Genomic DNA, 18,861 nt, shown 5'->3' with positions numbered 1-18,861 from the left:
ATAGCGAGAAAACTCTTTTCCTTTATTTTTAACGATATTTAGTCGTCTTAAATAAGGTCGGGTTCTGTTTACTGCAGAGACATGAGTTGTACAAAAAAACAATTAAACCAATAACTAAAGTAATAGTTAGCACATATACTGCTATCAGCTAAGGCCATATATTATGAAAAAATTTTTACTCTCTACATTGTGCGTTATCTCACCTTTTGTCTATTCATCCACTGAAGCGGTTTACCTGCACTATGACGAGGTGTTGGATGGTGTAACCGATTTCCAAAAACAGCTTAAGCTGAATATCGACCTGTCTGGAAATACCGTCATCGGAAAAACGGAGGCTGGAGCATTGATTTCTGGAAACGTTGAGAACACTAATAGCCAGTATATTGGCTCGGGTGAAAAACCAAGATTCCAGTTTGAGATCCACAATGGTGAAACACGTAACTGGTATTTTGGTAACGTCAATGGCAAGTATTGGGAAGGTGTGTGGTTTGGTGCAAATGGTGAGAAAGGTGATTTCTCCTTGTATACCGATTTGCTGACTAAAGAGGTGCCTCAGTTTGAAAATATCATTGCCTATTATGCCGATGAGGTGTTTCAACTGGGAGGCAACAACACTCATAACAGCCTGAATTCAAGCTTCTTGATTGACTCAGATAATCTTGAACCTCACTTTATCAATGACGAGTACTTCGATACCAGCAACGGCTTGTTTTTGCAGGCTGATGTGCGTGATGGCAACTTGCCTCTCTCTTTTTATATCGATTATAAAAAGCCTATGCCGATGAAAACTTTCCGTTTAGGTTCGTTTAACAATGGTGAAGGTACAAGGCTGCGCACATTTAGCTTCGATATATGGAAAGATGGTGATTGGCAAACTGTAGAGAACTTCGAGTTTGCGCCGATTTATGCGCCAACTTATCAAAGGCAGGAGTTTAGTTTACCGCGTACGGTTTATGCGGAGCGCATTCGTATTTCAGCGACGGCAACCGATGATTATACCGATGGCAGCAAACTGTTGATGTGGGGGCTTTCTTTTAAGCGTTAGTCTTTTCTGTATCAGGTGCTTATGAGGTTGTAAGAAAAAGTTCGACACTTGGTGCAAGTGCCGGACTTTTTATATCAATCTCTATATATCAATGTCCATACATCTAGGTTTTGATATCAACACTTCTCTATCAAGAGGCCTTAATCAAGACTCCTTAAATCAAGAGGTTGAGCGTCGATAGTTATTCGCTAACCTTAACGCCTTCATCGGCTTCATAGTCACTTAAAGATGGGTTATTACTGATATCTAGCTCAGTTAGTGGATTCCCCGTTGCCCAAAGAGCTCTCAGTTTTGGATTGTGGCTAACATCGATAGTGGTGAGTCTATTGTCTGTCAGATGTAACTTAGTCAACTTTGGATTATGACTTACATCCAGCTGTGTTAACGGGTTATACATCAGGGCTAAACTGTTGAGCACACTGTTTTTGCTGACATTAACTTCGGTGAGTTGGTTGCTCGTTAAGCCCACTTGGATTAATGCTGGGTTGTGGCTAAAGTCCATTGAGGTGAGTCGGTTCTCCTTTGCCCAAAGATATGTAAGCTCAGGATTTTGGCTAAGATTCAACTGAGTCAGTTGATTGCCAACCACACTGATATCAGTCAGCTTTGGGTTATGGCTAAGATCGATATTAGCGATTTGGTTGAAGCTAATATTGAACTCTTTTAACTGAGTATTTTTACTCACATCGAGTTGGCTCAGCTTAGACTTAGTGATTGAAAGCTCGCTAAGCTTAGGGTTGTTGCTCAAGTCGACCTGAGTCAATTGTGGGCCCGATAACCAAAGTACTTCAAGTGCCGGAAAGTGGTTTAGTTCATCGGCGTTATTCACCTTAGCTTGACGGCAGACAAGCTTGGTAATAGCTGCGGGATCTTGCAGCTTTTGCGCTAATACGCAGCTTTTAAAGTTACTATCTTGGAACGGAATATCGTTAACATTTTGATAGTCTGCTGCGAAGCAACTGCTACTAACAGCCAGAGCGAGAAGAGTCATGGCTAGCGGTTGTTTGTAATCCATTTTTAAGTCTAATCCTTTGTTGAAAAATTGGGGAGTCGTAATAAAAATCTGTAACGCGAGATTTAAATATTACCTTTGTGAACAATAGGGTACAGCGACACAGGTCACCGATTACTGAAACTAATAATGCAAGTTAAGATTATATAAAGCTACAATTTTAGCTAGACACTATATAGATAAAAGGGCTACGCTAACTGGCTAAATAAAAAGCCAATAAGCTTAAAAAGGAAGATGCTACCGAAGTTTTTAGGTAGTCAAAATTTGCATCAGGAAGATGAAGCCGCTCAAAACCAAGTTAATAGATAAGCGCTCTGCTTATATATTGAACCTCATCTCATATTGCAACGCAGTAAAATGCTTATCGCTCCTAATTAAGCTTATAAACAACAGACAGTTGGTAATGTTTAAAAGGCAATTCTAAGTCTAGCCATTACCATTCAATTTCTGTGTTTTTTATCAAAGCTGATGTAATGCCTCAAAGGAAGAGTACGATTTTATGGATAAAATCCCCGACTATGCTTCGTATAGTTATGATGAGCTACTTGATGTAGAGCAGCATATAAATAAAAAGCAGTACCCAGAACGTTATGCAGAGATTATAAGGCTCATCAATGATCCTCGTTATCTAAAAGAGGATAAACAGGAATGTGAGCGTCGTGATCAAGTTAGTAAATACTCGACTTTTTGGCCGCGTTTCTGGGCGGCTATGCTCGACGGGATCTTGTTCAGTGCGTTACTTATCGGTCAATGCTATCTATTTGGTGTTGAATACGATCAGCAGAACCATTTTCAACAAGCCATTCATGGCATGCAGCTTTGTTTCTACATCATCCTAATGCACGGTTTCTTCGGCCAGACAATTGGAAAAATGTGCTTAAAGGTTAAGGTCTTGAATCATGATGACGAGACTAGAATTGGGCTTAAACAAGCGCTCCGCAGAGAGTCGGTTAATTTCGCCATTAATGCATTCTGGTTAGGCTTACTGTTATATATCGGAGTGACCGTTGGGCTAAATGGCAATATTTCAGATTCACTCATTAACACCGTGATTGCATTCGGCGTATTGGCATTTATTTGGGATATTTCAGAGTTTATTACCATGTTATCTAACGAAAAACGCCGTGCACTTCACGACTATATAGGTAAAACAGTTGTAGTCAGAATGCAGTAATAAAGAACACACTCAAAATTTGAAGCCAGTTGCTGTAGCAACTGGCTTTTGATTATAAGGGTTATATATTTAGCTCACTTTAATGCGAAAGCTTAACTCTTTACTTATAGGTGTATTGGGCGTGACCACTTGAGAATACCCAGTTGTAGCCATTTGACCACTTTATACCTGATGCCTGCACACATTGCCCGCCGTCATTAATAAAGCCCGCACCGTAGAACCCTGAGCGAGTGATACTGCAAAGATTTTGCTCGCTGCCAGTTTTAGCCTTAATCTGCTCGCCAGTATGTTGCGGGTTCCACATTGATAACCACTGGAACTGGTTTAGTTTAGACTCAACGCGGTTCTCACTACCATTTTGCACCACGGTGATCTCGTCGCCGCCGGTACAACGGTAATCATTAGTAACTAACTGTTCAACAAAACCATGCACTGTTTGTGTGGTGCCATCAATATCAAGTTCGAAACGACAAACTGGCAACCTAAGATTATTGACTTGCATGGTTGCTAGGTTGTTTAGATCACGCTTAGTTAAGGTGTTGTAGTTCATCTGTGCGCTGTGATCAAACCAACCATTACCCATCCCTGTATTTAATACATCATAACCATACTCTTGCCCTAAAATAACGGCTTCAGGCAGTGATTCTAATCCAGTGTCTAGTGATGGTGTTAATTGATCCAGCTGATGTACGCCCTCATTATCTTCACAATACAGGGTTACCTGAGCTAATTCCTGCAGGGGTAGATTAATATGGAATTTGTTGCTTTCGCTGCTATTTAAACGCTGGCCCGGTAAGTCATAAGAAACAAATTGTCCTTGCTTATCTAATACCTCGAGGCGGCACACATTGTTGTGACTGTATTGTACTTGCTCGGTTGGATTACGCCAAATCGTGTAGGTCCAATCACGATTATTACTGTGCTTAATCCCTGGGATTTGTGAACATTTATCACCTTGTACAAAGCCTGCGCCATTATGACTAGGATTGTTGATATCAGTTAATAGACAAAGATTAACTTCGCCAATCTCTGGTGTCGGGGTGTAAACAATCTGGCCTCTACCTAGTGGGTACAACAGTGAATAGTCACCTGTAGCCGATACCATCTGTTGTGACTGGCCATTAATGCTCCAGTGCATATCATCACTGGTTCGGCAGTTGTTGTTAGTGCTATCAACATGACCTACCAAGTTGACATTATCACCTGTAGTTGTAGTAAAGCTAAACTGGCATAAGCGTTTGTAATTGCCATTATCAGCAAGGGTTTTCCATGTAGTTAATGCTAATTGTTCTTCAGTTAAACTTTGATAATGATGCCATCCACCCGTTAATGTCTGCCCTGAGTCGATAGGCGTGTATTCTGTAGCGTTAGGTAATTGGAAGGTATTGCCATAGTTGCCGTAGAGCACTGGATAGATCTGACTCGGATTGAGTCGCATCGGATCGTAAATTCCCACTAGAGTGGTAACTTTTATACCCGTTTGCTGCGCAGCAAGTGCATCAGACTCTACATTGAGGTAGCTTTGCTGCTCTTGATCCCACTTTACGTAATAGCTTGTGCCATCTGGAGTTTGGTTGTAACCATTATTAAGCCATGCTTGGGTGCGCCTAGCTTGCATTGGGTGCTCATAGGTATAGTTACTCACTAACCCCATTTTTTGATTCTCACCGCCAGCTTGGGCATCACGCAGGAAGCTAAATATGTCCAGATAAGGAGGGGAGATCTCGCCGCCAAGATTTAACTCTTTAGCAGACCCACGCCAATTGATATTGCCGATAAAGCGTTTAAATACAGCATCCCAACCCCAGCCGCTTTGCATATCATGCACAGAGGCCATACTTGGATAGTGCCCTAGGCCGTAGTTATGTCCTAGTTCATGGGACCATTCGTTACCTGTAGTTGATTCGAGGGTAACAATCCCACCACCGCCACTGCCACCGTGTACAACCGTTTCCGTTTGCCCTGTTTCGGCATCGATATAAACCCCCACATTGGTATGAGCGGTAATGTGATTGAAGTGACGATTATAAGCCTGTGAACTGCCAGCTGTGGCAGTTATGCCTACGTTGGCATTGTTAATACCTGTTGAAATAAGCGCTTTACCTATGGCCTCACGCATATCGCCGCCGTGCCAGCCACCATCAGTCTCGCTGCGCTCGGTATAAACTTTACCATTTGGCATGGTGACTTTTTCAAAATATGCTGAGGCGTATTGGCCGACGATTAATTTAGACACTGGAATTTTTTGGAAATAATCCGCGGCATGTTCAGCTGTGTTATTGGCCATAGTGTTGCGACCACGAGGCTGGGTTAACATACCCATATCGATATTTTGGATGATTAGCTCTGGTGCACCACCAAACTCAATATTTTGTTGAGACAGCTCAGAGTGTCGACCATGGTTATCAACAAACTGCAGTGATAAGCCGGGTTTTATCCAATTCCATTTTAACGGTAAGCTCCACAAATTGTGGCCAAATATTACCGTTGGACGCCCCTCAACTGCATATTGATCGGTTTTCGGTTGGTTAGCTGGAGGCAGCATTATTTGACGGGTAACCAATTCGCCATCTTGATAAATCTCAACCCACATTTGGTTTATGTCATCTTGTTGTGGGCTCACCAACAACATCGCTTCCCGGCCAATAACGATATCTGGGGCACCCAAATCCTCATTGCCAAACGGTGCCGTAATACTGTGACTCTGCATAAATGAAACATGTGCAGCAATATTACCCTCAAGGTGGTTTAAGTTGCGAGTTCCATCATGAAAGCCCACTTTTTCTTTTTCCGTGATGAAGTTAAATGCCTCAAGCTCAATACAAGCTGTTGTGTTACAGGCCTGAATTTGAACTTGGTATTGGGTTTCAGGCATAAGTTGGCTGAAGAAGAACTCAGGTTCATTTGCAGTAAACAGCTGTGGAGCCATTTTGCTATTTGTTTGCGTCAAACTGATTTTATAATTATTGCCTGCAACATGGCCCTGCCAAGTAAGCGTTGCACCGAGATCAAACACCCCTGAAAGTTCAACATTAGATATAGTCGGTGCACTTATGCACTCTTTGTTCTCAAAGCGCATGACTTGTTCCGTTGAGAACATTTGATTTGGATTATACTCAATAAAGCAGCCGTCGGTTGAGCTGCTCATGCTGCCGAATTCATCATGGATAAAGTAAAAGCCATGGTCGTTATTCATAACGATGTCCCATTTCTCATCAAGGAAAGGGAAGGTATCGTAATATGGGGCCAATGCCTCAGCACCACCATAAGGAAGTGGAAACTTAGGGTAATTATTTTCGTGTAGTTCAAAACGATGATTATTATAAACAATATAACGTTTATTGTTTTCTTCAATCACCCCATCGCCACTCATGCCGCGCTGTTTCATACTTGTGATAATACTGAAGGTTTGCTCAGCGGATTGCTGCATATTGATTTGTGCTTGTGCCGACAACGGCAGCAGCGCGCTGGTAACAAGCAGTGCTAGAGAACGAACTTTATTTTGTAGCATTAAAAAATCCTTATTGAAGTAGATAAATCAATAAGGCAAAACGCGTAAACATGACCTGTCGCTCATCAACAACTACAGAGAGCTGTTTGAGTAGCAAGATACCAATGGCATCCCCGCTATCATAGGTACAATTGACCCTTAGACCGGTGGTTTTGCGTCCCAGTCTTTCAACTGGTTTGCCTTTTCGCTGTAACAATTGTGAATTACTGTTGCGCGAATGTATTGGTAACGGCTTTGTAGTGCAATCTTTATCTTGAAATTGTTGGTTACTTGCTTTGTTTGTGGTCGATTTGTTTGCGATAAGATGGGCAGAGCCTTAGCTTGCGTGAATATAAAGATTATATCTTGGTACGTTACGCCTCTATAGTTGGGCGAAAATTAGGAGAGAGGAGGGGGACCAATCAGTATAATAAAGTGATCTACTCAGAGTCTTTTAGCATCCGATGAATAACGATGCTATTCACTCGCTGCGACCTGTATGTTCCCGATATTCATAAGACATTTCTTTTCACTGACCCATAGGGATATAGAAAATGACCTTAAAGGGGATGGACAGCTTAACACCATGGTGATCAGATGCTGCGAATGCCCCTTGTTCAAAGTAGAAGTGCACGACTATATGGATATAGGAGGATGAGTAACGCAGCAGCTGATACCTAGGATCAATTAATGACCTTGCCTCAAAAGTGCTAAACGCTCGCTGAGCGGTCAAGTCTTTATACTGATTAATATTACTAAATAGCTTGCGTAGTTATGGGCTTATAATTGTTTTTAAATAGTGAGACAGAGTAAGCTTTTTAATCTTAAATCCAACTCCGCCCAATAAAAAAGACAGCCTAAGCTGTCTTTTCCTAAATCTTTAAAAACGGTGAGGGCGTTTTAGCAGGTGCTCACTTAAAAAACGGTTTAAATCCCCTGTGACACTCTTTTGCAGTAACGCTGCTCAAAATTAAAGGGTGTCATCTTCAGGGTGCGGACCGCATCGACCCAGCCAACGACCATAGGCACCAGTGTCCAGCTAAATGCTAAGTATAAGCTACCCTTTAGGTGCTGACCTAAATAGAACTTATGTAGCCCCAACCCACCTAGTAGGAAGCTAAACCAGATGGCAAGCTTCTGATTTTTGATGCGCATATCAGGATCGACTCCAGCCAAGGATTCTAGCCCTTGTGCTGCATAACATTGGGGGCAAGAGATTGAATTAAGGTCGATTTTATGGTTGCACTGTGGGCAATCTATGTTCTGCATTGCAAACTCCAATAGTCAATACGGCTGATATCTGGCTAATACCTCATTATGCGTACAAGTGTGCGCCGAAACATAGGTACCTAGTTCACAAAATTAAAATAAAAGCGTTAATTTTGGTCTTGTTGAGTTTTGCGTAGAGGAGAAAAGGGGGGAGCTTAAAAGTTACGAGAACAATTTTAAGTTTCGATTCAGCTCAAATTAGTCTGAGTTTGGGCTGTGCTGGTTCTATCTATATGGAGATGGTGTTATAGCTAGCAATTCCACTGAAGAGTATATGTCTTTGGTAATCGATTAGTCAGTTACAATGATAACGATACTAATGGCGTTATAGATGAAATTAAAATCTATACTCATTCGCCCACAAGCTTTAGAGCCGTGAGCTACGATATCTTTTAATCGTTAGCTTATCTAAGTGCTGGGAGGCTATTGTCAAAAGCCCATAATAAAAGGCTATTAACATCAGTTAATAGCCTTTTCTGTAATACCGTTTGGCTCATTATTTTAGCTAAAGCGCTAATCTTAAAGCAGTAGTCTTAAAGTGCTAACTTTAAATCAGTAGCCTTAGGTTTTAGGCAATAAATTTCAATAGAGACTGTTTTACTTCGTCAGACGCAAACGCATTTTCAACACTTATCTTATAGATCTGAAAGTAGTCTTGTTCGCTTAAGTTAAACTTCTCCGCCGCTAGCTGTAGCTCTTTGGTCATTGTGGTATCAGACACAGTACGGTTATCGGTGTTAATGGTGACCAGTAGACCATCACGGTAGAAGTCACCAAATGGGTGGCTCTCTATGTTTTCAACCGCTTTGGTTTGTACGTTACTGCTAGGGCAGGCTTCGAGTGCTACCGCCTCAGCTCGTACTAACTCATAAGCATCTTTATGGTTATTGATATGAATACCATGGCCGATCCGTTCGGCACCCAGAAGCGAGATTGCATCATAGACGTTCTGACCGACGCCTTGTTCACCCGCATGAATGGTGATCCGGTAGCCTTTATCGAGGGCATACTTGGCGTAAGGAATATACTCGTGGCAAAAACCTGGCTCTTCACTTGCCGCTAAGTCAAACGCCACCACGCCTTTGTTAAGGAATGTAGCGCCGGCATCGATAACCTCATTGATATCATCTTTTGGTAGTACCTTAATGATAGAAAGGATGTAGTTACCCTTAATATCATAGAGGGCTTCAGCCCTGTGCATACCTTTGACGACACTGCCAATAATTTGCTCGAAGTTAAGCCCTTGCTTGCGATGAAGCTGTGGCCCAAAACGTACCTCTAGGTACTTCACGTTCTCTTTAGCGGCATCTTCAAATAGCTCGAACGATACACGTTCAAGCGCTGCCTCTGTTTGCATAACCGATACAGGCAGTGCAAAGCGAGTCAGATATTCATCAAGGTTAGGGCAAGATTCTGGCGCCACCATCAGGGATTTGATGTCGTCAACGTTATCGCTAGGAATGTCAATGCCTTGAATTTTGGCAAGGTCGATAACAGTTTGCGGGCGAACGCTACCGTCTAGGTGGCAGTGAAGATCGATTTTGGGTAGCTGTAGATAATTCATGAAGCTCTCCTTTATTGAGTGATTAAACCAATCTAGCAAGTAAGCGCTCAAACCATCGCACAGCAATAGTGAACAATTACTAGGTTAGTATTCATAAAGTAAAGTCTTCATAATCAAGAGTTTAGGGCTCTTGGTAGAAACTCTCAAACCATATCATTGAGATTATACGAAGCGTTAACCGCTAATTTTAGCACTCATTTAGTCATTTACGGAAGAGATCCGTAAGAAATAAGACCAGAGTGTATTTTCATCAAAAAAGCGTCATTGAGTGGGCTAGGGGACTGATAGGTTCAAGCTATAAGCCAAAAGGGAGTTAAGGATTCATCCTTTTGGCTCTCTGTTAATAGACCAAAAATTTATTCATCGTGATGGGCTTTGAGTTTTTGAAATAAGGTATCTTTTAAGTTAGCGCGGGTCAGTTTTAGCTGATGCATATGTTCATCATCGGTTGGGCTACCGGCAATTTCTAACTGACGAATATCATAATCGAGGAGGTGGTACTGCTTGGATAATTTGTCGAACTCTTCATCGGTATAATTCAAATAAACAATGTCTTGTTTAAACTCAGGGAAGTCGAAAATAAGCGCATGATTCTCATTTAACATAGATGCTCCTTGAAATACTGAACTGAATTACTGAACTGAAATGGTGAACAGAAACAATTTATTTTGGAACTGCTTCCACTATAGCACTATGAACTTTAGTAAAGGGAGAGCTTTGATGGTTTTAGCGATAGTAAATGGTAAAATAATGAACGAACATCACTCTTACTCTTTGATGCCAAAGTCATACATCCCACAGTTAAAACAGCAATAGCAGAGAGATAGGCATCAATCATAAAGGCGGATTAAAATAGATAAGCCACCTCACTTTTGAGTGTATAAAGTGTTGACTCAAAATAGAAACTCATGAGTCTGTTGGTTTTGGTGGCCAATCACGAACATGTAAATCCATTTGCGGGAAGGCAATTTCAATGTCGTGTTCTCGGAACAAGCGATCAATGTTCTTGTTGATGATATGAACCGTTGATAGGCGCAGCTCAATCGCGGTGATATGCACTCTTAATTCAAAATCCAGACTGCTTGCACCAAACGATAGGAACACCACTGAAGGTTGGGGATCCGGTAGCACCAATGGGTGCTCATCGGCAATTTGATACAGCAAGGTCTCTACTCGATCGATATCAGAGCCGTAGGCCACTCCAATAGGTATTACGATTCTGGTCATGGGACTCGTCAATGACCAGTTAATCAGCTTCTCTGTAATAAAGGTTTTATTCGGCACCACTATTTCTTTGTTATCCCAATCAATAATGGTGGTTGCACGGGTCTGAATTTTACTGACGGTTCCCGATAAATCATTAATCGTGACAATATCGCCAATTCGTATAGGCCGTTCAAATAGGAGGATTAAACCAGAAATAAAGTTGGCGAAAATTTCTTGTAATCCAAACCCCAAGCCTACACCGAACGCGGCAACCAACCATTGCAACTTAGACCACTGAAAGCCCAGTATCGAAAATACCCCCATTAAGCCACCCATTAAGATCATATAGCGTAGCAGGGTTGTCACCGCATACCCCGTGCCTGGTGCCAACTCAAGACGACGCAGGATCAGCAGTTCTAAGATTCCCGGTAAGTTACGCACTCCGACAAGAGTCACGATTAATGTGACCATTGCATAAAGCAATGATTGCAGAGTCACATCTACTAGCTTCACGCCGGTTTCAGTCACTTCATTAACCTGCCATACCACAATATTGTTTAACCAGCTGGTCATCTCCAATGCGCTTGACCATAGAGTTAACACCGCAACGACTAAGCCAATTAATGACAAACCGCGCAATAGAGTTAGCGACTGTTCACTTATCTGCTCACTCGCTAAACTGCGCTCTTCCACATCAGGAATGGTTTCTCTCAGCTCGGTAATTTCGGGTAATTCATCCGCTTGCTCCTGCTGCTGAGCGATCAACTCTTCGCGATGTGCTAACAGGCGTTGATAGTTGAGTTGCCTATGCTCTAGTTTTAACCATCGCTCACCCATTTGGTAGGTAAGCAAAACAGCTAACACCACGTAAAGCGTTAGCTGTTGGTAGATAAGTAAAACCCATGATGCGATATAGAGTCCCATCACGGCCATCGTGATGATGACGATAAACGAACCGATAATGACCAAGCGAAGCAGATACAAAGAGAGGCCTTGATTGAGAGGCGAAGGTAACGTGGAAGGTAGATTATTTCTCTTTAACAGCGAAATAAACACAGTCATCATCGCCGCCATTAGTAATAGAAACAACACCCGCGAAATTTCCGCTTCATTGGTGCCAGAAATCAGTTCTGCCATAAAAATACACAGTAGCAAAATGACAAACGGCCAGCGAACTTGATGACTTCCTTTATGTAAGTAACTACAAATTTGATCTGGCCAATTTAGGTGTAAAGGCAATACGCCTTGCTTATAGCTCAGGGCATGGATTAACTCGACGACAAATAAAGCTGATGCACTGGCAAAAATGAGTGTGGTGACCTCATTGGAGGTAGAGACTGGCCAAAACCAATATATTCCCCAAGCAGTTATTGCATACCAAATAGGTAAGATAAGCGCGCATAAAATCGCTAATGAGAACAACGAAACGGTAAAGTGAAAACGGTCTTTAAGTGGGTGGCCAAACACCTTTTGCAGCTCATCTTTACGCCGTGCTGCATATCGATTGAGTCGAATCATCATATAAACCAGCAGACTGGTGTAAAGGGCGAACAGAGCTAAAAACGATACTGACTGTTTTTGTGTACTCTTATCGAGCATCTCTTTAAATGGTGTTTTCGATCCAAACCAGATCTCTGCATTAAAATCTGTTAGGTGCTGCCAAATAGGTACGTTACTGCGTGTCCATAATTGTTGCTGTTTTAAGAAAGTTCGTGCCTTCTCCACTGCTTGAGCGTATTGGTCTTTGGCTAACTTTAACTGACTTAATGCCGAAATGAGTTTTTCATAATCCTTTGCTAATTGAACTAATAACTCATTCAATAACGTGGTTACCTTGTCTGGCGCTTTATCGCTCGCAGGCTCTCCGGTCGCCGTAGCTTGCAGTGCGAATTTATTTGTTTCTTGCCCGATCTCATATTTTCGAATATGGGCTTTGGCAATGATATCTGGGATATATTGAGTATCCACTTTAGCTGGTAAACGTTGTAGTTGTGCCCGAATTGAAGCGCCAAAAGCGGTACTATTACGTAACCACGCCAAGTTATTTTTTATTAATCGCTGTTCATCCATCAAACTTCGCTGCTCAGCTTCAACTTTCTGATAGGAGATACGAGCTTGATCGATCTCTGCCAGTACTTGTTCTAACTCAACAGTGTAAGCTTTGAGTTGTTCTATCTGCTGTTGATTTTCAGCTCCCTTTAGCGCCGAATCCTCACTAATCTTCCTTGCTTGTTCGATCAGTGTTTTAACTGAAGCTTGCTCAACACGTGTCAATTTATCTTGTAATTCAATCAGTATTGGTGAGGCTGTTTGAATTTTTTTATTCAACAATTGTTGCTCTAAACCTAATAATTCAGTGCGTTCGTCTAAACTCTGTAATTGAGCGGAGGTAACTTGTCGCTGAAGCTTGAGCGTGGTTAAGTTGCTTGATTCGAGCCACTGATCTAACTGACCGTCGGTATCACTTTTAATGATTGAGGCTTTCTCTATTTCTCGATCGATTTGCGCCAGTGACTGCGGTAATGTCGTACTTGCATTAATCAGTTGCTTGTTTTTATCGCTATTGGATTGAGAGGTTGAGCGCCATTCTGTAACCGCCGCCTGTAGTGTCGCGATAGATTGTGAAAGGTCGTTGTACTTAGTCTTATGGAGAACATTAAAGATATCTAGCTGCTCCACGTCGTTTATTTTTTTAAGTAAACGCTCTCGCTGCACAGGGAACTGGCTGATAATGTTTCGATATTCATCTCGGGTGGCTTTCTGCTTTTTGTAGCCATTAACTCGAGAAAGTAGGGTCTCATATTGACTAATTAAGGCTTCATTTTTTGGGGATTCACTATTAAGACGAGCGATTTCACTCTTTAAAAAATTGACGTCAGGTAAGGTTTGACCGTTTGACGGTAAGGAAAAAAGCATCACCAACAAGAATGGGTAAAGCCACCATAGCCGACCTTTTTTATTCAATTTGGTTTTTCGACTCACTTCCCTGCCACCTTTGTAGGAGTTCCACAGGTTAAGTGTATACGCCTCGTCAAAACATGCTGGTTCCATTGTAAGATTTAGTCGAGATACCTCCATTGTGCTGCTCACAGCTAGATTGAGTCAGAGCTCCACAAGCATGCTATTAAATTCGTCGGCAGCCGTCAGAGTCGGCTCTCACTTATTTGCTAATAGTCACCGCTGAAAAACGAAGGCGTAAAAGGCAGTGTTGATATGCCTTTGCTGATAAATTGCGGGATTATCACAATGAAAATAGTAAAGACCGGTGATAACTATCTTGAAAAATACCAGATGGAATCAGTGCCAAATTAGTGTAATTTTTGCAGTTTGGTAATAATCTTTTACCTTAAAGCCGTCTTATCATTTCTTTGCATCTGCATATACTTGCACCCCATTCCAAGCCCGTTGACGATAATCATGCTTAATGAGTAGCTAACTCATTAAGTAATAATTGGAGTCTCTCAATTAAAATTTTGAGACTAATAGCTCAACGATTTCAGTTGTTAATTATTCTGTTTGTATTGATTATGATTTCTAAAATATTAAAACTTTTTCTGAGAAAAAATAGTACCAAGGTATTAATTCACCCATCTGTTGATAATAATATTTTCCCTATATTGTCCGGTTTTAGTGGTGGTTCGTTAACGTGTCACTGTAAGAGCAAGCCTGTTACTGTAAGGCTAAGCGGTCAAACAGCACATAACCATGTATGCGGCTGCTCAAAGTGCTGGAAGCCTAAAGGTGCTTCATTCTCTCAAGTTGCAGTGATTGGACGTGATAACGTTAAGATAACTGCAAACGAAAGCAAATTAGTCGTGGTTGATGCTGAAGCAGCCATTAATCGTTATGCCTGTAAAGATTGTGGCGTACATATGTATGGCCGTATTCATAATGAGGCCCATCCATTTTTTGGTTTAGACTTTGTCCATACAGAGCTAAGCAAGCAATCAGGCTGGGCACCAGCAGAATTTGCTGCATTTGTGTCATCAATTATTGAAACAGGCACCAACCCTGAAAATATGCCTGCGATCCGTGAGCGTTTATTGGAGCTAGGGTTAGAGCCATATGATTGCTTATCACCAGATCTAATGGATGCGATTGCAGCACATGTTGCTAAAAAAGCTTAATTAGCAATCAATAGTTATTCGTAGACTCTAGATTAAAAAAGCCCCAATCATAATAATTCTCATGATTGGGGCTTTTTGTTGGACAGATGATTGTTCGCCCACTTTGCTTCGTAAAAAATTGACCTCTTTGTGATGAAATTAAATAGGCATAGGCAGGTGGTAACTCAATGTGAGCAAGTGCATTCGATTGGAATCATTTTATTTCATTCGAGGGAGCGTGCTACCAAGTTGATACGGCAATCCATCGTAAAATACTACTTGTCTTTATATACAATGGCTTGACGTGATTTGAGGCTAGAGCCCACAGCTAATCAGGTGTTAAGGAATTTTACAGGTAAATAACTAGCACCTATAGTTAATGCACAATGTTGTCTATATTTGAACCTGATGTCTATATTAGTTATGCCGATGATATATAGAGAACGGGTTTATTGAGTGGAGCGGTATATGGCACTTCATAAAAGTAAGGCGGAGCTCTTTCCCTTACTTCACCTGCTTGATGATTTTAGCCACTTCCAACTACAAGATGGCTTTATTCAAACATTAGCTGAAAAAGATCTGCGCCTGCGGGCACCTTCCGCCATCGAGCTAGATGAGTCATCCGTTATACCTTGCGTCAGCATTTATGATGATTCACAGCCTGAAAACACCACCGCGTTACAGCAATACTTCTGTAGCAAGAGTGCAGATGATAATGCTGCCATCGAGCAAGTTTTCAACACTCTAAGCCCGGTAAGCCACCTATCGGAGAGTCGACATAAAAGACACTATCGCTTGGTCGCTTTCGCTGAAGAGGAAAAGCGAACGCCAGTGGCTTTTGTGACTTTTAATGTTGGCTTACTCGACTCTTGGTATTCAGATGATAATACCTGTCATGATCGGCAAATTGGTGGCTGTTGTTATTTGCTGTACGCCTATGTGGTACCAAAGTGGCGTCACTTAGGTGTGGGGAGTTGCTTGTTTCATCTTATCTCAAATCTATTCTGGGCTCAGTTACAGTTTATTGATGCCCAGGCGAAGTCGCATAATTTAACTATGGTGCCTTTGATTTATGAGAGTGAAGCAGCCAAAGGAGCCGAAGGCTTGTTGAGTCAAGTGGCGATGAATATTAATCAGTATGAGGCTTTATCATTAATCAATGATAAAGCCTCCACGATTATCAAGCCTTGTATGAGTAACATTTCATAGTTTGACTCTTTGCTTTAGAGCTTCTGATTTTAGAGCTTGGGTCACCAAGCTCTTTATTTTAGGCCTGTGGCCACCGAGCAAACAAGTTTGTCCTCCCGTTCTGGGCTGACCCTTTACTTTAGGCCTATGGCCACCGAGCAAACAAGTTTGCCCTCCCGCTCAAGGCTGACCCTTTTGGATCACTCTTTATTCAGGGTCATAGCCATGTTCATAGCCATGTTCATAGTTATGAGCATAATCATGCATAGGTGCTAAGCAACGCTCAATTTCCTTAATACTCATCCTTTTACGCTCAGCATAATCTTCTACTTGATCGCGACTAATATCGCTCATCTAAAGTCGCGTGATTTAAGGTCTGGCAGTAGAACATATCGCATCGTTTTAGGTATGTTTCGAGTAAGCGAGTCTGACTAGCTGGTGTATGTTTTAATACGAGTAATCAATTGCTTGCTTCTTATGTTTAGAGAGGGAATAAAGCCCCAATTCAAAGCTACTTCAACATAGTTAGAGAAATAGGGCTTTATGGATGTATCGATGTATCGAACGATGACTCGCTCAATAAGTGCTTATTATGCTTGCGGCGGTGTGCCTTCACAGTTAGAAACAACAGCGTCAATTTGTATTAAAGCATCCATAGGGATAGCAGATACACCAACGACAGTTCTTGCAGGAAGATCGCAGTTAAAGAATGTCGAATAAACTTGGTTTACAGCATCAATATCGACAATGTGTTTTACTTGGATATTGATTTTAACGATATCGTCCATCACGTGATCAACACTTTCTACAATAGCCTTGATATTGTTCAGGCATTGCTCAGTCTGCTCTTTTACACCACCGGCTACTATTTCACCATTTGTTGGAACTACAGGTAATTGACCTGAAATATGGTTGTAATGTGAAAAAGCGACTGTGTGTGAGTATGATGCTTGTGGTGCATTTTCGGTATTGCTGGCTTCTATAACGATGTGACGTGTATCTTCTGGAGCTTGTGGTGGTGTTCCATCGCCGTGCGACACAACGGTATCTATCTGCACTAAAGCTCCCATAGGCAAAGCTGCAGCGTTAACATAGGTACGTGCAGGTACGTCATTTTTGAAAAATGCTGAACAAATTTCATTTACTGCTTCTATATCCGCAATATCTTTAACGAATATTGTTGTTTTAACAACATCGCCCATCACATGGTCGATACTCTCTAAAACTGCTTTAATGTTATTTAAACACTGCTGGGCTTGCTCTTTGATTGCGCCTTTTACCAATTTACCCGTAATTGGGTCGATAGGTAATTGAGCTGAAAGATTGTTGTAATGAGAAAAAGCGACAGTTTGTGTTGATATCGCACTTATTGGTGCATTTTCCGTATTTCTTGACACTTTTATCAGTGCACATGGCGCTTGTGGTGCTGTACCTTCACCGTTTGAAATAAGTGCATCCATTTGTACTAAGGCGTCGCTCATAGGTAGCGCTGCAACGGCGACTACCGTGCGTGTCGGCGTGGAGTTGGGAAAAAATTTGGCATAGATTTCATCAATTACATCAATATCTTCAATATTCATAACGAAGATATTGATTTTAACCATATCGTCCATCACGTGCCCGATACTTTCCACAATGGCTTTAATATTGGCTAGGCATTGCTCTGTTTGATCTTTTACATTGCCAACTACAATATTTCCCGTTTTAGGGTCTAGAGGTAATTGGGCTGAAATATTGTTGTAATGAGAAAAGGCGACAGTTTGTGTAGATACAGAATTTTGGGGTGCGTTATCTGTATTTCTTGAAACTTTTACGATGTCATTACTCATATTGGTATTTTTCCTTTTTGATTTTGTTAAGTAGATTTCCGTTTTACGGTGAACTAGGTGATTATCAGATTGAATAATCACCGATGTTTAAATAAATGTTGGTGTTTTTCCCTTTATTTTTTACATTCGTTCAGCAGCATCATGATGTTCACTTTGCAGCAGAACTCAGTAACCGGGCGGGGCCCTAATAAGAAAGTACGCTACGCCGAGCGACTTGCTGTTTGACCTAATTAGTCAGTGAATTTATATATTCAACATGCCTGCAGTTTCGATAAAGGTAAGGATCTCTGGTACGCCCTTACCGGTTTTCATATTGGTAAATATGTAGGGCTTTTCAGGTCGCATCCGTTTGGTATCTTGATCCATTACCACTAGAGATGCGCCAACATAAGGGGCGAGATCGATTTTATTGATTATGAGTAAATCTGAACGGGTGATCCCTGGTCCTCCTTTACGAGGGATTTTCTCACCTTCAGCGACGTCAATCACATAAATGGTTAGATCGGCTAACTCAGGACTAAAGGTCGCGCTTAAGTTATCGCCACCACTTTCAACAAATACTACGTCCAAATTCTTATGTCGTTTTGCCAGCTCTTCTACGGCAGCCAAGTTCATCGAAGCATCTTCACGAATGGCTGTATGTGGGCAACCACCCGTTTCTACGCCGATAATACGGTCAGCATCTAGTGCTTCAGCGCGGGTTAAAATCTTGGCGTCTTCTTGGGTGTAAATATCATTAGTCACAACTGCAATTTGGTATTTATTGCGCAGCGCCTTACATAGCACCTCTAACAGTGCTGTTTTTCCTGAGCCTACAGGCCCACCGACACCGATCCGCAGTGGTTGCTTATACTCTAATTCAGTCATTATTTATTCCTAATTACGATTAAGGTGCATGTAAAAATACAGCCTTTAGTGACATGTCTAAATGTTTCAGCCCACATGCTCGCAAGCTGAATTTTATTTGTTCAAAACCGA

General features: G+C 41.7%; 13 protein-coding genes and 2 riboswitches. Of the genes, 4 read left to right on the top strand and 9 right to left on the bottom strand.

Features of this window, described 5'->3' with window-relative positions; translation table 11 throughout:
- Positions 1-163 precede the first annotated feature (163 nt).
- Positions 164-1,045: a hypothetical protein gene (locus SHAL_RS18015; protein WP_012278547.1), complete on the top strand. Its 882-nt coding sequence runs from the start codon at positions 164-166 to the stop codon at positions 1,043-1,045.
- A gap of 181 nt (positions 1,046-1,226) precedes the next feature.
- On the opposite strand, the gene SHAL_RS18010 is transcribed toward SHAL_RS18015, so the two are convergent.
- Positions 1,227-2,060: a leucine-rich repeat domain-containing protein gene (locus SHAL_RS18010; protein WP_012278546.1), complete on the bottom strand. Its 834-nt coding sequence runs from the start codon at positions 2,058-2,060 to the stop codon at positions 1,227-1,229.
- A gap of 496 nt (positions 2,061-2,556) precedes the next feature.
- On the opposite strand from SHAL_RS18010, the gene SHAL_RS18005 reads away from it, so the two are divergent.
- A complete protein-coding gene (locus tag SHAL_RS18005) occupies positions 2,557-3,231 on the top strand; it encodes an RDD family protein (protein WP_012278545.1) in 675 nt (224 codons plus the stop codon).
- 100 nt (positions 3,232-3,331) lie between these two features.
- Here SHAL_RS18005 and SHAL_RS18000 read toward each other — a convergent pair whose 3' ends face one another.
- The 5 genes from SHAL_RS18000 to SHAL_RS17980 form a co-directional block, all read right to left on the bottom strand.
- A complete protein-coding gene (locus SHAL_RS18000; RefSeq protein ID WP_012278544.1) occupies positions 3,332-6,742 on the bottom strand; it encodes a M66 family metalloprotease in 3,411 nt (1,136 codons plus the stop codon).
- Between the two features lie 103 nt (positions 6,743-6,845).
- Positions 6,846-6,933: riboswitch (cyclic di-GMP riboswitch) on the bottom strand.
- 715 nt (positions 6,934-7,648) lie between these two features.
- Positions 7,649-7,990: a TM2 domain-containing protein gene (locus SHAL_RS17995; protein ID WP_012278543.1), complete on the bottom strand. Its 342-nt coding sequence runs from the start codon at positions 7,988-7,990 to the stop codon at positions 7,649-7,651.
- Positions 7,991-8,558: 568 nt separating this feature from the next.
- Positions 8,559-9,554 carry an adenosine deaminase gene (add, locus tag SHAL_RS17990; RefSeq protein WP_012278542.1) on the bottom strand — a complete coding sequence of 332 codons (996 nt, stop codon included), beginning with the start codon at positions 9,552-9,554 and terminating at the stop codon, positions 8,559-8,561.
- Positions 9,555-9,644: 90 nt separating this feature from the next.
- Positions 9,645-9,744, bottom strand: a riboswitch (purine riboswitch).
- 166 nt (positions 9,745-9,910) lie between these two features.
- Complete coding sequence (locus tag SHAL_RS17985; protein WP_012278541.1) at positions 9,911-10,159, bottom strand: HP1242/YdcH family protein; 249 nt, start codon at positions 10,157-10,159, stop codon at positions 9,911-9,913.
- Positions 10,160-10,460: 301 nt separating this feature from the next.
- Positions 10,461-13,742 (bottom strand): mechanosensitive ion channel domain-containing protein, encoded by a 3,282-nt coding sequence (locus SHAL_RS17980; protein WP_012278540.1) that lies wholly within the window; start codon positions 13,740-13,742, stop codon positions 10,461-10,463.
- A gap of 545 nt (positions 13,743-14,287) precedes the next feature.
- On the opposite strand from SHAL_RS17980, the gene gfa reads away from it, so the two are divergent.
- Positions 14,288-14,887 carry an S-(hydroxymethyl)glutathione synthase gene (gene gfa, locus SHAL_RS17975; protein WP_012278539.1) on the top strand — a complete coding sequence of 200 codons (600 nt, stop codon included), beginning with the start codon at positions 14,288-14,290 and terminating at the stop codon, positions 14,885-14,887.
- Positions 14,888-15,334: 447 nt separating this feature from the next.
- Entirely contained in the window at positions 15,335-16,075 is a 741-nt protein-coding gene (locus tag SHAL_RS17970; RefSeq protein WP_012278538.1) for a hypothetical protein, read from the top strand.
- Positions 16,076-16,261: 186 nt separating this feature from the next.
- Here the strand turns inward: SHAL_RS17970 and SHAL_RS23330 are convergent, their stop codons facing one another.
- The 3 genes from SHAL_RS23330 to ureG all read right to left on the bottom strand — a co-directional run bounded on the left by SHAL_RS23330 (position 16,262) and on the right by ureG (position 18,750).
- The gene (locus SHAL_RS23330; RefSeq protein ID WP_012278537.1) at positions 16,262-16,408 is read right to left on the bottom strand and encodes a hypothetical protein; all 147 of its coding nucleotides are present in this window, start codon (positions 16,406-16,408) and stop codon (positions 16,262-16,264) included.
- A 236-nt stretch (positions 16,409-16,644) separates the two neighbouring features.
- Entirely contained in the window at positions 16,645-17,883 is a 1,239-nt protein-coding gene (locus SHAL_RS17965) for a RidA family protein (protein ID WP_012278536.1), read from the bottom strand.
- 243 nt (positions 17,884-18,126) lie between these two features.
- Positions 18,127-18,750, bottom strand: coding sequence for an urease accessory protein UreG (ureG, locus tag SHAL_RS17960; protein WP_012278535.1), 624 nt, complete (start codon positions 18,748-18,750; stop codon positions 18,127-18,129).
- Positions 18,751-18,861 lie beyond the last annotated feature (111 nt).

Origin of the sequence: Shewanella halifaxensis HAW-EB4, assembly GCF_000019185.1 — a bacterium.
In the GTDB taxonomy this organism is placed as follows: Bacteria; Pseudomonadota; Gammaproteobacteria; order Enterobacterales; family Shewanellaceae; genus Shewanella; species Shewanella halifaxensis.
This window is presented reverse-complemented; position numbering and strand designations above follow the sequence as displayed.